Below are 18,621 nucleotides of genomic sequence, written 5' to 3' on the forward strand. Positions count from 1 at the left end.
CTTTTGTGCACGCGAAAGCCCCTGAGATTCAGCCAGGGGCTTTTTTATATCAATTGAAAGCTTACTAATAAAGCTAACGCATACGAAACCTGAGTATGAAAACCCTATTGGCGGCTAGATAATATTTTAGTAGGATTGTTGCTAAAATGTTATTTTTTCACGCTAATGAATACATGGAGGTCGATGTGCGCTTTTTGGGTTTATTGCTGCTTGCGCTTGCGTTTACAAGTCATGCTGAAGTTACCGATTGGATCCCTTTTGAGTTAGACAGTGGTCACGTAAGAATTACCGTTGAAGTCGATGGCATTGAAGGCAATGCAATAATTGACTCAGGTTCTCAGCTCAATGTTATTAATAAAAAATTTATAGAAAAGCATGATTTAGAGTACGAAATTTCAACTTTTACGGGCGTTAGCGGCGTTCATCACAAGTCGCGTCAACCTATATATGAAAGCGTTCCGACCCAACTCTTTGGCTCTGAAATGGAGCTTAACCTGGTTGGTGCAGACTTTGGTCACTCCGGTAATGCTCTCATCATTGGTGCTCCATTTTTACGAAACTTTATTGTGCAGTTTGACTATCCTAACGGGCGCTTACGCCTTGCCACTCGTGATGCTCTTAATCTGGATGAAGTTGCTAACTTGCCTATGAGAGCTCAAAAAGGGTCGGGTAGGCCATTGGTCCGGGTTACTCTTAATGATGAAAAAGATATTTGGATGATTCTTGATACCGGTAACAGCGGCGGAATTTATATGAAACGAGGCATTGCTGCCCGCAGGGGATGGCTCGATGAGTTTGCGCTGGGTAAGACCATGTCACGCGGTGTAAACGGTATTGCTTACACCGACACCTTTACTTTACCGTCCGTTATTTTTGGACCGTTCAAAGTGAAGAATGTGGATGTGGCTGTACCTGTTGCCGGTGAAGAAGCAGACTTTGGCGAACGTTACAAAATTCAACACAGTCGCATAAGAGGCGTTAAGGTTGAGGGGCTAGTCGGCTATGGTGTCTTTAAACACTTTGTCGTTACGCTTGACTATCAAAGTGGCAAAGGGCACGCAGAGCTGCCCTAATTACCTGATGTTCGGCTAACGAACCGAATGCTTCATTATTCGAGCCTTCTGGCGTTGCCAGTCGCGCTCTTTAATGGTGTCGCGTTTATCGTGTGATTTTTTACCCCGGGCTAAAAAGACTTCCACCTTTGCCCATGGACCTTTCCAGTACATAGTTGTTGCTACTATGGAATAGCCTTCACGCTCTGAAGCGCCAATAAGTTTATCGAGCTCGCGGCGCTTTAAAAGCAGCTTACGGCTGCGGTCGGGTTCGCAATAAACGTGGCTTGAGGCTTGGTTCAGTGGCTGAATTTCGGCACCCAAAAGGTAAGCCTCGCCATTTTTAATAATGACGTAGCTGTCGCTAATGTTGACCTTGCCAGCCCTTATGCTCTTAATTTCCCAGCCTTGCAAACTAATACCTGCCTCGAACTTGTCTTCAAGGAAGTATTCATGCCGCGCTTTTTTATTACGAGCGATGGTATTGGACGATTGTTGTGGTTTCTTTTTACTCATGGCGGCTATTATACCTATGCGCACTGAAAAGAAAATTGCTTTAAGGGCTTCAAAGCGTTTCTGGTTGCGTTATTATTGCGCAGTTGATTTTTGTTGTAGGGAAAAAAATGCCCAGTATCCAAAAAAGTGCCTTAGTTTCGTACAGCGCCAAACAAATGTTTGATCTTGTTAATCATGTTGAAGCTTATCCGGAGTTTGTTCCCGGTTGTGCTGCGTCGCGTGTGCTGGAGTCATCTGGCCAGCAAAAAGTGGCTTCGCTAGACATCAGTAAAGCGGGTATCAGTAAAACCTTTACGACCCGAAATACGCTGCACGAACCCGAACGTATTGATATGGACTTAGTAAACGGACCATTTAAAAAATTGACCGGTGGTTGGGTGTTTACACCACTGGCAGATGACGCCTGCAAAGTTGAACTTAAGCTGGATTTTGAATTTTCGAGTCGTTTGCTGGGTATGGCCTTCGGTAAAATATTCAGTGAGGTAACCTCGCGCATGGTTGATGCTTTTGTTAAACGAGCCGAGCAGGTTTACGGCAACCAACATGGATAAGAAGTTAACCATAGAAGTGGCTTATGCGACGCCCGAAAAGCAGGTGTTACTGACGGTGCACCCAAAAGAGGGCGCGACGGTGGAAGAGTGCATTAAAATGTCGGATGTGTTCGAACACTTTCCGGAAATTGATCTTGAACAGCAAAAAGTGGGTATCTGGAATAAGACGGTGAAATTAGATGCAAAGCTAAGAGACGGCGATCGCATTGAAATTTACCGTCCGCTAATTGCCGATCCCAAGGCTGTACGTAAACGCCGTGCGGAAGAAGCCAAGCAGTCAGGTCGTGCTGATCGTGTTACCGGCGGCAGACCTGATGCAAAACGCCGAGCGCAGGCTGAGGAGTCTAAGCCAGAATGAAGCTGTATATCATGCGTCATGGTGAAGCGAACTACCCACAGGGCAGTTATTCTGACCGCGAACGCCGTTTAACAACCAACGGTGAACGCGAAGTAATGACAACAACCACCTGGCTGATAGACAAGCAGCCAGAAGTTGACTGTGTTTATGTCAGTCCCTACCTGCGGGCCCAGCAAACGGCTTCTATTTTACTGTCACACTTGAAAACCGGGCAACGCCAGGATTGCGATGACATTACGCCCGACGGCCATGCTGCTTCGGTTGTCAGTTGGCTTGCTGCGGAAATTCAGGAGCATAACTTTAACAGCGTTGTGCTGGTGTCGCACATGCCATTAGTGAGTTACTTGGTGCATGAACTGGATGCCAGCGTACAGCCGCCTATTTTTCCAACAGCCGGCATTGCCGTTGTCGATTTTTCGCCGGAAACCTTACGCGGTAAATTTCAGCAGTTATTAATAGCGGAGCGCTGTGCGGGTTAAATGTTAGCTCGCAACTTTTAACAAAACCAGCAACGAGGCTGCGCCACCCCATTCCAGTGGCGCCTGATGAAACGCCCGAACATGCGGGTGTTGCACTAACCAGTGCGGCAGTTGTTGTTTTAACTTACCACTGCCGTGCCCGTGCATAATGCAGCAGCAGTCTATATGTTCGCGCTCACATGCCAGTAATAATGCCGCCAGCTCCTGGCGTGCCGTGGCCAGTGTCATACCGTGTAAGTCCAGCAACAACTCGGGCGTGTAGTCTCCCCGACGCAGTTGTTTTACCAAATAAGCAGACTCACCTTCCGCAGCAAAACGCACGGGGCCTTCACCAAAATGAGCTTCAAAATCATCGGAAAAGTAGTGGCTGGCAGAGCGGCTTGTGTCTGCAATCTGTTGCGCGCTGGGGTGTTGTGATAATTGTCGACGTTTGCGCAGCTCTGCAATCTTTGGTGACTCGGGTGGCAGTTTATCCTGCTTAATACGGGCAGCACCTTTCGCGGCTTCACGAAAAAGCTCAATATCGTCTTCAGAAAGTGATGAGGACTGACGTTTGTTTGCAACCATGATTGATGAAAACCGCGCTGAATTAAGGTATCTTTAAGGCATTAAGTTTATTCAGTATAAAACATTCAGTGGTCGGGAGACAGCCTTTGCAAGTGCGTAATCTGGAACAAGCCATTCAAGAGTTAGTGAGTATTGATGACATTATCCGCTGGAGCGTAACACAGCTGAACCAGTCCGATGTGTATTATGGCCATGGCACGGACAACCCAATTGACGAAGCACGGGCTTTATTAAGCTATGTATTACAACTTACCACTGTTCAGCTGGCTGACATGGGTCATTGCCGACTGTTAACTGCTGAGAAGCACGAGTTTACTGAATTGCTGAAGCAGCGTATTGAGCAACATATTCCGGCAGCTTACCTTACGCATCAGGCCTGGTTCGCGGGTTTGCCCTTTTATGTTGATGAGCGAGTGCTGGTACCACGCTCGCCAATAGCTGAGCTTGTCGAGAACGGCTTTCAGCCGTGGCTGACGCAACAGCCGCGCCGCGTTTTAGATTTATGTACGGGTGGAGGGTGTATTGCGATAGCCTGTGCTTACGCTTTTCCTGAAGCAGAGGTGGATGCGTTGGATATTTCGACCGAAGCCCTGGAAGTAGCGGAATTTAATATTGAGCAACACGGTTTAACCCATCAGGTAACGCCTATTCAGTCTGACTTATTTGAGGCGGTTAAAGCTGAGAAGTACGATTTAATTGTCAGTAATCCGCCGTATGTGGATGCAGAAGATATGGCTGACTTGCCGCCGGAATATCATCATGAACCTGAGCTTGGCTTAGCTGCAGGCAATGACGGCTTAATTCTGGTGGATAAAATGCTGTTAGAAGCACCTGACTTACTAAACGATGGTGGCTTGTTTGTCTGTGAAGTGGGTAACTCGATGCCGGCACTTGCCGAAAAGTACCCACGAACGCCTTTTACCTGGCTTGAGTTTGCCAATGGTGGAGACGGCGTTTTCCTTCTGACAAAAGAACAGCTTATTGAACATAAACAACGAGAGACTAAGGTCAGCTAATGCCAGGAAACAGTTTTGGGCAGTTATTTAAAGTAACCACTTTTGGTGAAAGTCACGGCCCTTCGCTGGGCGCGGTTGTGGACGGCTGTCCGGCTGGCCTGGCGCTGACGGAAGCTGATTTACAAGAAGCACTGGATCGCCGTAAACCGGGTCAAAACCGTTACACCACGGCTCGCCGCGAGTCTGACCAGGTAAAGATTCTTTCCGGTGTTTTTGAAGGTGTCACAACCGGCACGCCTATTGGTCTGCTGATAGAAAATACCGATCAACGAAGTCAGGATTACTCTGATATAAAAGATACTTTTCGCCCGGGTCATGCCGACTACACCTACCAGCATAAATACGGTGTAAGAGATTATCGGGGTGGCGGTCGTTCTTCCGCCCGTGAAACCGCAATGCGGGTAGCTGCGGGTGCTATAGCGTACAAACTGTTGCAGCAGCAGGGCATTGAAGTTCAGGCCGCGTTGACACAAATGGGTGATGTTGTGGCCAGTAACATTGACTGGCAGCAAGTACGTGATAATGAACTGTTTTGTGGCGATGCCAATGCGGTAGAGCCTATGCAGGATCTTATTCGTCAACTGAAAAAAGAAGGCGACTCGGTTGGCGCAAAAATTCGCGTTCGGGCCACCGGTGTTCCGCCGGGTTGGGGAGAGCCGGTTTTTGACCGGTTAGACGCTGATTTAGCCAAAGCTCTCATGAGTATTAATGCGGTGAAAGCGGTCAGTATTGGCGACGGTTTTGACGTGGTCAGTCAGCGGGGCAGTGAACACCGTGATGAAATGACGCCGGACGGATTTTTGTCGAACCATGCTGGCGGCGTTTTAGGTGGTATTAGTAGTGGGCAACCTGTGTTTGCCGATATTGCGTTAAAGCCGACATCCAGCATTGCCATTAGTGGCCGGACAATTGACCGCTGGGGCAAAGAGCAGGCTATCGTCACCAAAGGCCGTCATGATCCTTGTGTTGGTATACGTGCGGTTCCTATTGTTGAAGCTATGACCAGCCTGGTCCTGGCGGACCATTGGTTACGTCAGCGCGCGCACAACTTGTTAGCACAAACTGAAACGCCGGATATTAGTCGTTAAGCGGATATGAGTCAGAAGTCAGAACATCATTACCAGCGCTTAATTCAGGTGTTTAAGCGCTGTTTCAAAGAAGATTACAACACCTTATTGGTTGCAGGCGAGGACGAGCCTTATTATCAACCAGCAAGGCATGAAGGCGAGTATAACCAGGTGGTGTTCGCGCATGGTTTTTTTGCTTCAGCACTGCACGAAACGGCTCATTGGTGCATAGCCGGTGAAGCTCGGCGCAAGCAGTTTGATTACGGCTATTGGTATGAACCCGACGGACGAAATGAAGCCCAGCAAAAGTCTTTTGAGCAGGTTGAACGAAAACCGCAAGCGTTGGAATGGTTATTTTCATTATGCTGTGACTTTCCTTTTCAAGTCAGCGTAGATAATCTCAATGGCGTGGAAGTAGACAGGCAGGCTTTTACCGAAAAGGTGGCAGAGCAACTCACTCAATTGCTGGAAACTGAGGCGCTACCAAAGCGTGCGGTAACGTTTGCAAAAGCGTTGTGTCGGGAGTTTAATTGTAGCTGGCCTAACCGCCAAAAAGTTCGTATTCATTATTAGTTAATAACAAGGAGTTACTTATGTTCTTAAGAGCGTTATTAGTTGCTATAGCGGTATTAGGCTTATCTGCCTGCGAAACGATAGAAGGCGCGGGGCGTGACTTAGAAAAAGCAGGCGAAGCGATTCAAGATGAGGCTAACGACGAATAAATAATGGAAGTGAGCAGTAAGCTGACCGTTGGTCTCATTATAAACCCCTATGCGGGGATTGGCGGCGCCTTAGCTTTGAAAGGAAGCGATGGCGCCGATATTCGCGAAAAAGCATTATCTGCCGGCGCTGAAAAAAAGGCATCGAAACGCGCAGAAACCGCATTACAATTACTCCAACCATACAAGCAACAGTTGAATTTTGTCACCGCTGAGAATGAAATGGGGGCAGACAGTCTAAATACCCTCGGTTTCTCTTTTGAGTCGGTTTATTCAGCTGCAGAATCGCCATCTTCGCCTGAAGACACTAAAAAGGCAGTGTCAGCAATTATTGCTCATAAGGTCGATATCCTTTTATTTGCCGGAGGTGACGGTACCGCGCGCGATATTTATGAAGTGGTGCCTGAACAACAACTGGTATTGGGTATACCCGCTGGCGTAAAAATCCATTCTGGAGTTTATGCTATTAGCCCTACAGCCGCGGGGCGAGTTATTGAGAAAATTCTTCAGGGAGAGTTATCAAGTATTCACAATGCCGACGTTATGGATATTGACGAAGAGGCTTTTAGAAAAGGTACGGTAAAAGCCAGACGTTTTGGTGAAATGTCTGTACCGGCGGAGCTGGAATACGTTCAGGCAGTAAAAATGGGCGGCAAAGAAAGTGATGAACTGGTTCTGGACGATATTGCTGCAGAGATTATTGAACGGGTTGATGATGAACTTTTAGTAATGGGGTCGGGTTCTACAGTGGAAGCCGTTATGCAGGCAATGGGGCACGAGAACACTTTACTTGGCGTTGACTTGGTTCAAGACGACAACTTATTAGCCAGCGATGTTACTGAAAGCCGTTTGTATGACGAAGTGAGCCAGCATAAAACGGGAAGCATTAAATTGGTTATTACCCTAATAGGCGGGCAAGGTCATTTATTTGGCCGGGGTAATCAGCAGTTGAGTCCTAGAGTTATTCGCCATATTGGTAAAGACAATATATGGGTCGTTGCTACTAAGACTAAGCTACAGGCACTGAACAATAAGCCGTTGCGGGTCGATACGGGCGATGCTGAATTAGACAGTTCGCTTTCAGGAACTATCCGGGTAATTACCGGCTACCACGACGAAGTTCTTATGCCGGTGGCAGCCGTCAATTAGTCTCTCTAATCTATTTAGAACTGAGACTTAGGCATATGAACAACTAAGCCGTCCAGCTCGTCAGTTATTTCTATTTGGCAGCTAAGCCGACTGTTTTCCTGTGGCTCCATGACCATATCGATCATATCTTCTTCCTGCTCTGACGGAGCAGGGAGCTTATCCTGCCACTCAGGCGGAATGTAGCAATGGCAGGTTGCACACGACATAACGCCGCCGCACTCTCCAATAATGCCGTCAATAAAGTTCTCGACTGCGGCTTCCATAACGTTGGTTCCCGAGTCGACTGTGGCTTCAAACTGATTCCCATCGGCATCGACGAAATAAACGGTTGGCATGATAAATTCTGTATCCTGTTTAAAAAATAAAAAGTGAACAACAAATTACGCGGCAATTAGGATAAAATACCTGCCTTTTAACCACAACGCCAAACTTTCAAGGTTTCTCATGCTGGAAAAGCTGTTTTCAATTAAAGCAAGTGGTAGTTCTGTTAAGTCAGAGATTATTGGTGGACTGACAACTTTCCTGACCATGGCTTACATTATCTTTGTTAACCCGTCTATTTTGAGCGAAACGGGTATGGATTACGGCGCTGTATTTGTCGCCACTTGTTTAGCGGCAGCTATTGGTTGTCTGATTATGGGGTTGTGGGCGAACTACCCAGTAGCACTGGCGCCGGGAATGGGGTTAAACGCCTTTTTCACTTACACCGTTGTATTTAGCATGGGGTATACCTGGCAAACGGCATTGGGAGCTGTATTCTTCTCCGGTTGTTTGTTCTTTTTACTTTCTGCTTTTCGGGTGCGCGAGTGGATAATAAAATCCATTCCTACCACCTTACGTTTGGCTATAGCCGCCGGTATTGGTGCATTTTTGGCGTTAATTGGCTTGCAGAATGCGAACATAATTGTCGCCAACGACGCAACAATGGTGAGCTTAGGCTCTTTATCTGAACCCTCTGTGCTGCTGGCAGCCGCAGGCTTTTTTCTAATCATTGGGTTAGTTGCGCGACAAGTACAGGGAGCGGCGTTAATCAGTATTTTGCTGGTCACACTTATTGCTTGGGCAACGGGGTTAGTTGAATATAATGGCATTGTATCGGCGCCTCCAAGTCTGCTTCCAACCTTTATGCAAATGGACTTAGCGGCAGCTTTCGATATTGGTATGCTGTCCGTTATTTTTGCATTTCTGTTCGTGGACTTATTTGATACCTCAGGCACTTTGCTGGCCGTTGCACAAAAAGCGGGTCTGGCAAAGGCTAACGGTGAAATGCCCCGGCTGAATAAAGCACTAATGGCGGACAGTACTGCCACCGTCGCGGGGTCAATGCTGGGTACTTCAACCACCACCAGCTACATAGAATCTGCAGCAGGAGTTGCCTCAGGCGGCAAAACCGGGCTTGCTGCGGTGGTGGTCGGTATTCTCTTTCTTTTGGCAATGTTTTTCGCGCCGTTGGCTGGTATGATCCCAGCTTACGCAACGGCCGGGGCAATAATTTACGTTGCTGTTTTAATGTTGTTTACACTGAAAGACGTAAAGTGGGATGACATTACGGAGGCCGCACCTGTTGCTGTGGTTTTATTGATGACACCACTGACATTTTCAATAGCAGATGGTATTGCGTTAGGTTTTATCAGTTACGTTGTGGTGAAATTACTCGGCGGACGCTATCAAGATTTAACACCGAGCGTAATTTTCTTAGGCGCGCTTTTTGTCGCTAAATTTATTTGGTTAGGGTAACGAAATTATGGGATGGCATTCAAACCGCGAGTTTTTTGTATCATGGGAAGAGTTGCATCGTGCGACGCGTGAACTGGCGCGCCGTCAATTACCGGCGGAGCAATATAAAGGTATTATTGCGGTAAGCCGTGGCGGCTTAGTGCCAGCGGCTATTGTGGCGCGTGAGCTAAATATTCGTGTGGTCGACTGTGTGGCGGTGAGTTCCTATGATCACACCGAGCAACGAGACGACTTACAGGTAATGAAAGACGTTACCGCAACGACTGATGGTGAAGGCTTTTTGGTTGTAGACGATTTAGTTGATACGGGCAATACCCTGAAGTTTTTACGTGACCGCTTACCAAAAGCAAAGTTTGTTACGGTTTATGCAAAACCGGCAGGAATGGAGTTGGTTGATGATTTTGTTGCTGATTTAGCACAAGACACCTGGATTCACTTCCCCTGGGACATGCACTTACATTACATTGAGCCGTTGGCAGGGCAAGAATCTTAAAACTCGCTCTGTTAAGGTAAAAAGGCCTGATAGTTTTGCTATCAGGCCTTTTACTTTATTTATTGAGCTTAAAACTGCTGTTTAATGAAGTTAACGCAGTCGTCTAAACTGACTTTTTGCTTCTCGCCGCCTTTACGACTCTGGTACTCAACCTGGTTTTCATCCAGGTTACGTTCACCAACAACAACCTGATGTGGAATACCTATGAGCTCCATGTCCGTAAACATGACCCCAGGACGCTCTTTACGGTCGTCAAACAGAACATCAATACCTTGAGCCTTCAAGTCTTCGTAAAGCTTCTCAGCGGCCGCCTGAACACGTGCTGACTTATGCATGTTCATTGGCACAATAACGACCTGGAAGGGCGCCAGGGCATCTGGCCAGCATATACCACGATCGTCGTTATTCTGTTCTATTGCTGCAGCAACAATGCGCGATACACCAATACCATAACAACCCATAGTCAGAGTTTCATGTTTACCGGTTTCAGACAGTACACCAACTTTCATGGCATCACTGTACTTTGTGCCGAGCTGGAAAATATGGCCGACTTCAATGCCTCGGGCAATTTTCACTTTACCCTGACCACAAGGGCTTGGGTCGCCGGCAACAACATTGCGAATATCCACTACGGTAGAGTCCGAAGTGTCGCGCTCCCAGTTGACGCCCGTCAGCCAATGACCATTTTCATTGGCGCCACAGGCGAAATCGGCCAGGTGAGCGGCACTGCGATCAACCAGCAATGGGAGCTTTGACTTAACTACGCCAATGTAAGGCGCTTCTATACCCGTTGCTTTTTCAGTTTGAGTCAGTATTTCCAACGGAGCCGCGACTTGTTCGAGTTTTTCCGCTTTTACTGTATTCAGTTCATGGTCCGCGCGTAATACAAGTTGAATGTACTCGGCTTCAATGTCATCTGATGCTTTGACAATAACGGACTTAACAGCTTGCTGACTTTCTACAGATAGTGGCTGTAATACAGCGGCCAGTTCATCACCATGTACTTGATGTTTTTCCATTTTTTGCGTTGCAGCAGGGCGTTCTCCTGCAGGGGCCAAAGCTTCGGCCATTTCCACATTGGCGGCATAATCTGATGAGTCAGAAAATGCGATAGCGTCTTCGCCGGAGCTGGCCAAAACGTGGAACTCGTGCGAGTGACTTCCGCCAATAGAGCCTGTGTCTGCAATAACCGGACGATAATCCAGACCCAGGCGCTCAAAAATACGGCTGTACGCTTTGTACATGTCATCGTAAGTTTTTTGCAGCGACTCGTCAGTGAGATGGAAAGAGTAAGCGTCCTTCATCATAAACTCACGTGCACGCATAACGCCAAAACGAGGGCGAATTTCGTCGCGGAATTTTGTCTGGATCTGGAATAAGGTTAATGGCAGTTGCTTATAGCTACTGACTTCCTTGCGTACCAACTGACTGATAATTTCCTCGTGGGTTGGGCCCAATAAGAAGTCACGTTGATTGCGATCCTTGATACGCAATAACTCCGGGCCATAATCATCCCAGCGTCCAGATTCCTGCCAGAGATCGGCCGGTTGTACCATCGGCATTAAAATTTCCAATGCGTTAATGGCTTCCATTTCCTCACGGACAACATTCTCAACTTTACGTAGTACACGCAGGCCGGTGGGAGTCCAGGTATAAAGTCCGGCGGCGACCTTACGGATCATGCCTGCCCGCAACATAAGCTGATGACTCACGATCTCAGCGTCAGAAGGTGTTTCTTTAAGCGTAGATAATAAATATTGGCTGCTGCGCATAGTCCGGCATCTCTGCAATTTATAGTGGTCAAAAATTAGAGCGAAGTTTAGCAGTGTCTGACTCAGCTCAAAAGCCTTTTACGGCTGTTTTAATGAGATTTCTTCAACAAAAACGGTGTTTTGTTGTACATACCAACGAATATTATAGTTTAAAAGTGCGGTGCCGTAAGTTCTCTGGGGTGACTGCGCTTTGTGATAGGCCGGCCTAGGGTCCTGATTAAGTACCTCAGTAACCAGTGTCCTTAGGCCGGAAGAGCTCGAATGTGCGCTTTTCAACACTGCCTCGGCGGCGTCCGAAAATTGTACTTTCATACGAGACTCAGGCTTTTCTTGTGCAAATCCCGCTCGGGCATCGGTAATAGAGTCAACGTAGGGAATATACGGCTTTATATCGACAATTGGCGTTTTATCGACTAAATCTGCTCCGCGAACAGTCAAGACGACATTAGGTTCCGTTTGTACCGCAATCAGCTCGACAACGGACAAACCCAACTGGTTAGGCCGAAACGGAGAGCGTGTGGCAAATACCCCTAACTGTTGGTTACCTCCCAGACGCGGCGGCCGGACTCTTTCCTGCCAGGTATCGTGCTGATGAAACTCGAAAGTTAGCCAAAGGTGTGAAAACTGCTCGATGCCTTCTATGGCTTGTGCGTGTTGGTAGTCACCAACCAGTTCCACTTGAGCGAGTGCAGAAGGAACCAACCCCGGCTGTCGGGGAACGCTGAATTTCTCAGGAAAAGGCGTACGGATAACCGCAACCTGTGTCAGTTGTTGCTGGCTTTTCATATCGCCTCCGTTAGTGAACACGCGAAATACAGGTAGCCAATTTCACCACATAGTTAGCTATTTCGCTAACTGATTACTTTTCGATTTATTTAAGCATTTGATATTAAAAGGTTTTAATCTTTGGCATAAGCGTTGCAGAGCTAATCAATAAATTACATGACGTGCTTTAGAGTTTGGCATGAACGGTTTTAATAACAATAGGAAAAGAAAAATGATGAAACATAAAATTTGGCCTTTAACTTTAGGCTTTATCGGCTTAGTTACGCTTAGCACAGCGGCTTTCTCTGCAAATGATCGCGAGCGCACTCTGACTGACAGCTATATTGTCAGCAGCGATACAGAAATTCGCCTGGATGCAACGGTCGGGACTGTTGAGCTAAGAATTACTGAAGGTGAGGCGGTTGAAATTGAACTGCGCGTTGAATCTGATGATGACGGCTGGTTTGCCAGTGGTGGTGATTTGTCAGAGGTGCTCATAAAAGGGGAGCGTAGCGGTAATCAGTTGGAAATATCCGCCACGCCGCACGATGATATGTCTCAACATTGGAAGGTGTCAGTTCCTCGCTCACGGTTATTAGAAGTAAATTTGGGTGTTGGCGAAATATCCGGTGACTTGCCATTCAACAATGTAAAAGTAGATTTGGGCGTAGGCGATGTGTCACTGAACCTTGCCAACGGTGAGTATGGTTTGGTTGAAGCTTCAGTAGGTGTTGGCGATACCAGCTTGAGAAACTTCGGTAATACTCAGGAAAACAGAATGTTAGTAACTTCGGAATCCAGTTATCGGGGTAATGGTTCGACGGATGTTCAGGTTGAAGTTGGGGTAGGTGACGTGACGTTAACCAGAAGCAACTAATCACGCCACCGAATTGCACGGCCTACACAGCTGACTTCACTGTAACAGATGGAGTCGGCTTTAGGTTTTAATGAAAAACACTGGGTTTCAATGACGGCATGTGCTTTAAATCGAACAGCGTCGACCCGTAGAGCTTGAATAGCTTTGTTATCTGACGCCGGTTCACCGTTAAATTGCCGCTGGCAGCTTTCACCATTTACAACACTAACGAGCTCGTACGCCCGCGATGGCGTGTCGCCTGTATGGTAAATTCTGATGTCACCCGAGTCGATTTGATTAAAGCCTCCTGGCATCTGAGGTAAGATGCTGCAGGCAGAAAGGCCGAATAATGGCGTTAATACGAATGCTATGAAACGATAGCGCAATGTCGATCCTTGCCAGTTTGAATTTTCTATAGCCTAATCAAGCTGAGTCTATTGTTCAACAAAAAGCGTAGTCTTGATTAATTATTCATCGCGACTACGCATAAATTCGTCTTATTACTTAATTAAAAAAGACTCTAAAGGTTTGCCATTATCAATCGCTGTTTTCATAGCTTTTGGCATGCGCCCCTGACCGGTCCAGGTTTGCTTTTCACCATTTTCATCAGTGTATTCGTATTTAGGCGGCTTAGGCGCTCTTTTCTTGCGAGTTGTTTTAACAATAGGCTCTCCACCCAGCTCTTGCTCTAATATGTCTGAAAGCTCGATACCGGCGTCTGCCATTGCACTTTTAAACTCTTCAATTTTCTTTTGTTTGGCTTCATGCTGGCGCAGTTTCTCAGCTTCTTCTTCACGACGCTGAGCGATAACCGAATCGAACTTTTCTTTAATGCTTTCCAGTTCATTTAAGTTAAGTTCTTTTAGTGCAGCTTTTAAACGACGCTCATGACGCAGAATATTAATGAAATCACTCATTGATTCTTACCTTATTTGATTGACTTAAATTTCATGTTGATTTGTATTCATTATAGCGAGATAAAGTATTTTAATTGAAGTTTATTATTAATTAAAAATTATGTGTCAAACGGAAAAAGCGGATCATTGATCCGCCTTTTATACACTCAGTTATTAACAATTAATTGTTACCATTGTCGTCATCGTTATTATCGTCGTCTTTGTCTTCACTCTTATCTGAGTCGTCAGACTTATCTTTAAGCGATTGGCGTTTTTCTTTCATTTTTTCTTTTTCTGATTTACGTTTCTCTTTCATCGATTTCCATTTCTCTTTTTTCTCAGCTTTGTCTTCCTTGCGCTCTGCTTTTTGTTGTTTCCGTTCCTCTTTACGTTCTGCCATTTTCGCTTTTTGCTCGTTGCGCATAGCTTCCATTTCAGCTTTTTGCTCGTTTCGCATGGCCTCCATGTCAGCTTTTAAGTCGTCTTGCTGCTTGCGAACTTCTTCGCTGCGCTCTTGTTCTTCATTGTTATTATCTTCAGATTGCTGAGCCAGAGCGAAAGGGGAGGCTAATAAAGATAATATTGCTAAGGACGTTAATAGTTTCATAATACACCTCGTTTAAGGGACACTTAGGACTTAAATAAGTCGACAGGTTAAAAATTTACAAGTTCCTAAAATAAAAAAAACACCAAAACATTTAGCATGCTTTGGTGTTTTTTGTTATGAGATTTACACTTTACTTACATATTAGGATAAGTTGGTCCGCCACCACCTTCCGGAACAACCCAGGTAATATTCTGACTGGGATCTTTAATGTCACAGGTTTTACAATGTATACAGTTTTGAGCGTTAATCTGGAAAACTTGTTTCCCGTCCTCTTCAACAACCTCATAAACGCCGGCGGGGCAATATCTTTGCGCGGGCTCGGCGTATTTCGGTAAATTAACCTCTAAAGGAATATCAGCGTTTTCCAGCTTTAAATGACAAGGCTGATCTTCAGCATGGTTAGTATTAGATAAAAAGACAGATGATAAACGATCAAATGTGAGTTTATTATCAGGTTTAGGATAGTCAATTGCCTTAAAATCTTCGGCTTTACCGGTGGCTTTATAATCCGGTGTCCACTCTTTAAATTTAAAGGGTAATTTGCCGCCAAACCAATTTTGGTCAACCATGTTGTATGCGCCGCCTAACATGGTACCTAACTTATGAACAGCGCCGCCAAAGTTGCGAGAGCGGTATAACTCATCAAATACCCATGAGTTTTCAAAGGCGTTTTTAAAGCTACTGATGTCGTCGTTGGCTTTGCCATTTTTAAGTTGTTCAAAGACGCATTCAGCGGCAACCATGCCCGACTTCATGGCAGTATGGTTACCCTTAATTTTGGCAAAATTCAAAGTGCCGGCGTTACAGCCGACAAGTAAACCACCCGGGAATGTCATTTTCGGCAACGAGTAATAACCACCTTTGGCAATGGCTCGAGCCCCGTAGGATACGCGCTTACCGTTTTCTATCACGTTTTTAATTGCAGGGTGTGTTTTAAAGCGTTGGAACTCCTGAAAGGGGTTCAGATAGGGGTTTGCATAGTTGAGGTCCACAATTAAGCCTAAATACACTTGCCCGTCTTCAGCGTGATAAAGGTAACCACCACCGCTGGCATTACTATCGGTTAGCGGCCAGCCTGCGGTGTGAACCACTTTCCCGGGTTCATGCAGCTCTTCTGGTATATCCCAAATTTCTTTAAAGCCTAAACCGTAGTGTTGAGGTGTACTGTCTTTATCCAGTTCAAACTTATTAATCAGCTCTTTACCTAAGTGTCCACGGCAACCTTCTGCAAACAAAGTGTATTTAGCACGCAGTTCCATACCTGGCATGTAGCCATCTTTTTCACTGCCGTCTTTAGCAACACCCATGTCACCAGTTTGAATACCGGCAACGCTGCCGTCTTCGTTGTATAGGATTTCTGAGGCCGCAAAGCCCGGGAAAATCTCTACACCTAGTTGCTCTGCCTGTTCTGCCATCCAGCGACAAAGGTTACCCATACTGGCAATATAATTGCCTTTATTATGGAAGGTTTTTGGCACGGTAAAGTCAGGTAGACGAGTGTGACTATCTTCGTCTTTTAACAGCAGAATATCATCGCCGGTGACTTCCGTATTAAGCGGCGCGCCGCGCTCTTTCCAGTCAGGGAAAAGTTCATTTAAGGCACGTGGTTCAAAAACGGCACCTGATAAAATATGCGCGCCAATATCGGCGCCTTTTTCAACAACGCATATCATGAGCTCTTGCTCACTTTCTTGTGCGAGTTGACCGAGTCGACAGGCGGTTGCCAGCCCAGAAGGGCCTGCACCAACAATTACGACATCAAACTCCATACTTTCGCGTTCCACGTTAACCTCCGCTATATTCAGGCAATCTGGATAGGGATAAGCCCTTTATACTGCTGTAATAATTGGGTGATTTGTCGTGCCGGTACGGGTTTACTAAAAAGGAACCCCTGGCCGGTACTACATTCACGCTGTAATAAAAATTCGACTTGTTCTTCTGTTTCAATACCTTCTGCAACCAGTTGAATATTCAGGTTGCGTGCAAGACTAATAATAGCCTGCGTAATGGTTGCGTCATCTTCGTTGTGGGGCAGGTCTTTAACAAAGGAGCGATCAACTTTTAATGAAGTCACCGGGAAGTTCTTAAGATACGACAATGAAGAGTAACCGACGCCAAAATCATCGATTGCCAGTGACATTCCGTGTTCACGTACCGAATGCATAAAGCGGGTATGTGACTGAATATTTTCAATAAAGACTTGCTCAGTAAGCTCTAGTTCGACTTTGTTTGGTGGTATCTGAGCTTCATTTACGCGCTCCATAATATCATCAACCAGCTCAGGTAAGTGTAGCTGCTTTCCTGAAATATTGATCGCGATACTGAGCTCTTCAAATCCGATATCGTGCCATTGCTTCAACTGGAGAAACGCTTCTTCCATAACGTATTCCGATATCGGAATAATCAAACCGGTATCTTCAGCCAATGGAATAAACTCATCCGGTGGAATAATGCTGCCGTCGTCGTCAACCCAGCGCACCAAGGCCTCAAGGCCGCTGATACGGCGACTGCTTAACTCAACCTTAGGTTGGTAATAAACCGTTAATTGTTGTTTAGAAACAGCATGGCGCAGTCGTTTAACGAGTTCCAGCTTCTTGGTCAAGTCTCTGTGTATGGCTTTATCGTACACTTTATAAGTGTTACGGCCATGCTCTTTAGCCTGGTAAAGCGCTGTGTCGGCATTACGAATAAAGTATTCAGCGTTAAAGTCGGCATCCTCAGCAAAGGTAATACCAATGGATGCACTAATAAATAACTCGTACACATCAACAAAGAAGTGGGTGTCGAGAGCTTGCAGTAACTGTTCAGATAGCTTTATAACGCTCTTGCGACTGTCCGGCTCTGCTATAGCGAGTAAGAATTCATCACCACCAGCCCGGGCAAGAACACTGGACTTAGGAGCCAGCTTCGTAATACGGCGCGCAACTCTGCGTAAGAGTTCGTCACCAACGGTATGCCCCAGCGCGTCGTTAACTTCTTTAAATCTGTCTAAGTCAATGAAAAGCAAAGCTGCTTTCTTATGCGGTGATTCAGTTTCCAGCCATTCACCCAAAATACGTTTTAGCGCATTACGGTTTACCAGTCCAGTGAGCGAGTCGTGTTCGGCCAGGTATGCCATTTGCTTTTCAATGCGCTCTCGCTCGTCAATTTCACTATAAAGCTCAATGTTTGAATCGGCCAGTTGTTGCGCCTTAAAGCGGCTTTGCCCCAGAATATAAAGCACAAAAGTCAACATACTGGTAACCAGGAGCCCGGCAATTAAGGCCGCTACTGAGATACCACCGCGCAGCTGTTCCAAATGATTCGTCGTAGGCCAAACCGAAAGCTCCCAACTGTTGCCGACCAACTGTAATGAGTGATAATGGGACCATTCATCACGTAACGAAGAGTCTCCGGCAAACTGGAAAAGGACGTCGTCTTCACTTCGTACACTCAGTTGAAAGCCTTCACTAATATTACTGCGAACAACATTGCTGAACAGACTCTGTAGGCTAATGATGAACCCCAGAAAGCCTGGATTTTGCTCTCGTTCAACCCGGACGAAAATGGCAATGTCGCTGCTAATACGACCGAGATTTCCGGCAGGCCCCATCATGGCATGCCTATTACCTTCAGATGCTTCCAGTTTTCCAACCAGTGAAGTTTTAGAGAAAGAGGTGCCTAATAACTCCGGCTGTTCATTTTGGGGATAGATTAATTCAATGTTGAGGTCGTCATTAAGCCAGGCGATACCTTGCACGTTTTGATAGTACAAGGTAACGATATCGGCATTTTCCTTCCAGCGTTCCTTTATGGTCAGATCACTGCGTTCCCACTCTCTCGCCAGAAGTTCAGCGACAAATAAATGTGAAACCAGACTTTGCCGGATATCACGCTGTAAGCTGTAAGTTTCAGCTTCCAGTGCGTCGTGGACAACTTGGTTTTCTTGGTAACGCAAATAGCTAAAAGCGGTAACCGTAATAACCAGGCCTACAATGGCTGCTACGACCGCCTGCCGTGATCCGTGCAGGAACATCATGGA

Annotated in this window: 22 protein-coding genes; 12 read left to right on the plus strand and 10 right to left on the minus strand. The window is 46.2% G+C overall.

Features of this window, described 5'->3' with window-relative positions; translation table 11 throughout:
• The first annotated feature begins 146 nt into the window (after positions 1-146).
• Complete coding sequence (locus ACP7FG_RS00230) at positions 147-1,073, plus strand: aspartyl protease family protein (protein ID WP_439225180.1); 927 nt, start codon at positions 147-149, stop codon at positions 1,071-1,073.
• Between the two features lie 15 nt (positions 1,074-1,088).
• On the opposite strand, the gene smpB is transcribed toward ACP7FG_RS00230, so the two are convergent.
• Positions 1,089-1,568 carry an SsrA-binding protein SmpB gene (gene smpB / locus ACP7FG_RS00235; protein WP_054488260.1) on the minus strand — a complete coding sequence of 160 codons (480 nt, stop codon included), beginning with the start codon at positions 1,566-1,568 and terminating at the stop codon, positions 1,089-1,091.
• Positions 1,569-1,675: 107 nt separating this feature from the next.
• On the opposite strand from smpB, the gene ACP7FG_RS00240 reads away from it, so the two are divergent.
• Genes ACP7FG_RS00240 through sixA form a run of 3 tightly spaced genes read left to right on the plus strand, consistent with a single transcriptional unit; the run spans position 1,676 to position 2,956 of the window.
• Positions 1,676-2,119 carry a type II toxin-antitoxin system RatA family toxin gene (locus ACP7FG_RS00240; protein WP_054488258.1) on the plus strand — a complete coding sequence of 148 codons (444 nt, stop codon included), beginning with the start codon at positions 1,676-1,678 and terminating at the stop codon, positions 2,117-2,119.
• Positions 2,112-2,477 (plus strand): RnfH family protein, encoded by a 366-nt coding sequence (locus ACP7FG_RS00245; RefSeq protein WP_054488256.1) that lies wholly within the window; start codon positions 2,112-2,114, stop codon positions 2,475-2,477. The genes ACP7FG_RS00240 and ACP7FG_RS00245 overlap by 8 nt, the downstream gene beginning before the upstream one ends.
• Positions 2,474-2,956 (plus strand): phosphohistidine phosphatase SixA, encoded by a 483-nt coding sequence (sixA, locus tag ACP7FG_RS00250; RefSeq protein ID WP_054488255.1) that lies wholly within the window; start codon positions 2,474-2,476, stop codon positions 2,954-2,956. The genes ACP7FG_RS00245 and sixA overlap by 4 nt, the downstream gene beginning before the upstream one ends.
• 3 nt (positions 2,957-2,959) lie before the next feature.
• Here the strand turns inward: sixA and smrB are convergent, their stop codons facing one another.
• Complete coding sequence (gene smrB / locus ACP7FG_RS00255; RefSeq protein WP_439225182.1) at positions 2,960-3,523, minus strand: endonuclease SmrB; 564 nt, start codon at positions 3,521-3,523, stop codon at positions 2,960-2,962.
• Positions 3,524-3,609: 86 nt separating this feature from the next.
• On the opposite strand from smrB, the gene prmB reads away from it, so the two are divergent.
• Genes prmB through ACP7FG_RS00280 form a run of 5 tightly spaced genes read left to right on the plus strand, consistent with a single transcriptional unit; the run spans position 3,610 to position 7,474 of the window.
• The gene (prmB, locus tag ACP7FG_RS00260) at positions 3,610-4,539 is read left to right on the plus strand and encodes a 50S ribosomal protein L3 N(5)-glutamine methyltransferase (protein ID WP_222235488.1); all 930 of its coding nucleotides are present in this window, start codon (positions 3,610-3,612) and stop codon (positions 4,537-4,539) included.
• Positions 4,539-5,627, plus strand: a complete 1,089-nt coding sequence (gene aroC, locus ACP7FG_RS00265; RefSeq protein WP_417434990.1) for a chorismate synthase — start codon at positions 4,539-4,541, stop codon at positions 5,625-5,627. Before prmB ends, aroC begins: the two co-directional genes overlap by 1 nt.
• A 6-nt stretch (positions 5,628-5,633) precedes the next feature.
• Positions 5,634-6,179, plus strand: a complete 546-nt coding sequence (locus tag ACP7FG_RS00270; protein WP_287818135.1) for an elongation factor P hydroxylase — start codon at positions 5,634-5,636, stop codon at positions 6,177-6,179.
• A gap of 20 nt (positions 6,180-6,199) precedes the next feature.
• A complete protein-coding gene (locus tag ACP7FG_RS00275) occupies positions 6,200-6,328 on the plus strand; it encodes an entericidin A/B family lipoprotein (RefSeq protein ID WP_074930774.1) in 129 nt (42 codons plus the stop codon).
• Between the two features lie 3 nt (positions 6,329-6,331).
• On the plus strand, positions 6,332-7,474 hold the full coding sequence (locus ACP7FG_RS00280; protein ID WP_439225183.1) for an ATP-NAD kinase family protein: 1,143 nt from the start codon (positions 6,332-6,334) through the stop codon (positions 7,472-7,474).
• 14 nt (positions 7,475-7,488) lie between these two features.
• Here the strand turns inward: ACP7FG_RS00280 and ACP7FG_RS00285 are convergent, their stop codons facing one another.
• Entirely contained in the window at positions 7,489-7,809 is a 321-nt protein-coding gene (locus ACP7FG_RS00285) for a 2Fe-2S iron-sulfur cluster-binding protein (protein ID WP_054488243.1), read from the minus strand.
• Between the two features lie 109 nt (positions 7,810-7,918).
• Here ACP7FG_RS00285 and ACP7FG_RS00290 point away from each other — a divergent pair, with 109 nt between their 5' ends.
• Positions 7,919-9,211, plus strand: coding sequence for an NCS2 family permease (locus ACP7FG_RS00290; protein WP_199494212.1), 1,293 nt, complete (start codon positions 7,919-7,921; stop codon positions 9,209-9,211).
• Between the two features lie 7 nt (positions 9,212-9,218).
• The gene (gpt, locus tag ACP7FG_RS00295) at positions 9,219-9,704 is read left to right on the plus strand and encodes a xanthine phosphoribosyltransferase (protein ID WP_054488237.1); all 486 of its coding nucleotides are present in this window, start codon (positions 9,219-9,221) and stop codon (positions 9,702-9,704) included.
• Positions 9,705-9,772: 68 nt separating this feature from the next.
• On the opposite strand, the gene ACP7FG_RS00300 is transcribed toward gpt, so the two are convergent.
• Positions 9,773-11,476, minus strand: coding sequence for a proline--tRNA ligase (locus ACP7FG_RS00300; protein ID WP_439225184.1), 1,704 nt, complete (start codon positions 11,474-11,476; stop codon positions 9,773-9,775).
• 78 nt (positions 11,477-11,554) lie between these two features.
• Entirely contained in the window at positions 11,555-12,262 is a 708-nt protein-coding gene (tsaA, locus tag ACP7FG_RS00305; RefSeq protein ID WP_439225185.1) for a tRNA (N6-threonylcarbamoyladenosine(37)-N6)-methyltransferase TrmO, read from the minus strand.
• A 211-nt stretch (positions 12,263-12,473) separates the two neighbouring features.
• Between tsaA and ACP7FG_RS00310 the strand changes: the two genes are divergently transcribed.
• Positions 12,474-13,118 carry a hypothetical protein gene (locus tag ACP7FG_RS00310; protein ID WP_439225186.1) on the plus strand — a complete coding sequence of 215 codons (645 nt, stop codon included), beginning with the start codon at positions 12,474-12,476 and terminating at the stop codon, positions 13,116-13,118.
• Here ACP7FG_RS00310 and rcsF read toward each other — a convergent pair.
• The 5 genes from rcsF to ACP7FG_RS00335 all read right to left on the minus strand — a co-directional run bounded on the left by rcsF (position 13,115) and on the right by ACP7FG_RS00335 (position 18,618).
• Positions 13,115-13,483 (minus strand): Rcs stress response system protein RcsF, encoded by a 369-nt coding sequence (rcsF, locus tag ACP7FG_RS00315; RefSeq protein WP_224797288.1) that lies wholly within the window; start codon positions 13,481-13,483, stop codon positions 13,115-13,117. The genes ACP7FG_RS00310 and rcsF overlap by 4 nt on opposite strands.
• 114 nt (positions 13,484-13,597) lie before the next feature.
• Positions 13,598-14,014, minus strand: coding sequence for an H-NS family histone-like protein (locus ACP7FG_RS00320; RefSeq protein ID WP_054488227.1), 417 nt, complete (start codon positions 14,012-14,014; stop codon positions 13,598-13,600).
• Between the two features lie 160 nt (positions 14,015-14,174).
• Positions 14,175-14,600, minus strand: a complete 426-nt coding sequence (locus tag ACP7FG_RS00325) for a hypothetical protein (protein WP_287817577.1) — start codon at positions 14,598-14,600, stop codon at positions 14,175-14,177.
• Between the two features lie 134 nt (positions 14,601-14,734).
• Complete coding sequence (locus ACP7FG_RS00330) at positions 14,735-16,384, minus strand: electron transfer flavoprotein-ubiquinone oxidoreductase (protein ID WP_439225187.1); 1,650 nt, start codon at positions 16,382-16,384, stop codon at positions 14,735-14,737.
• A 17-nt stretch (positions 16,385-16,401) separates the two neighbouring features.
• Complete coding sequence (locus ACP7FG_RS00335) at positions 16,402-18,618, minus strand: putative bifunctional diguanylate cyclase/phosphodiesterase (RefSeq protein WP_439225188.1); 2,217 nt, start codon at positions 18,616-18,618, stop codon at positions 16,402-16,404.
• Between the last annotated feature and the right edge of the window lie 3 nt (positions 18,619-18,621).

This window comes from Idiomarina sp. ST10R2A5 (assembly GCF_051842325.1).
Classification (GTDB): domain Bacteria; phylum Pseudomonadota; class Gammaproteobacteria; order Enterobacterales; family Alteromonadaceae; genus Idiomarina; species Idiomarina abyssalis.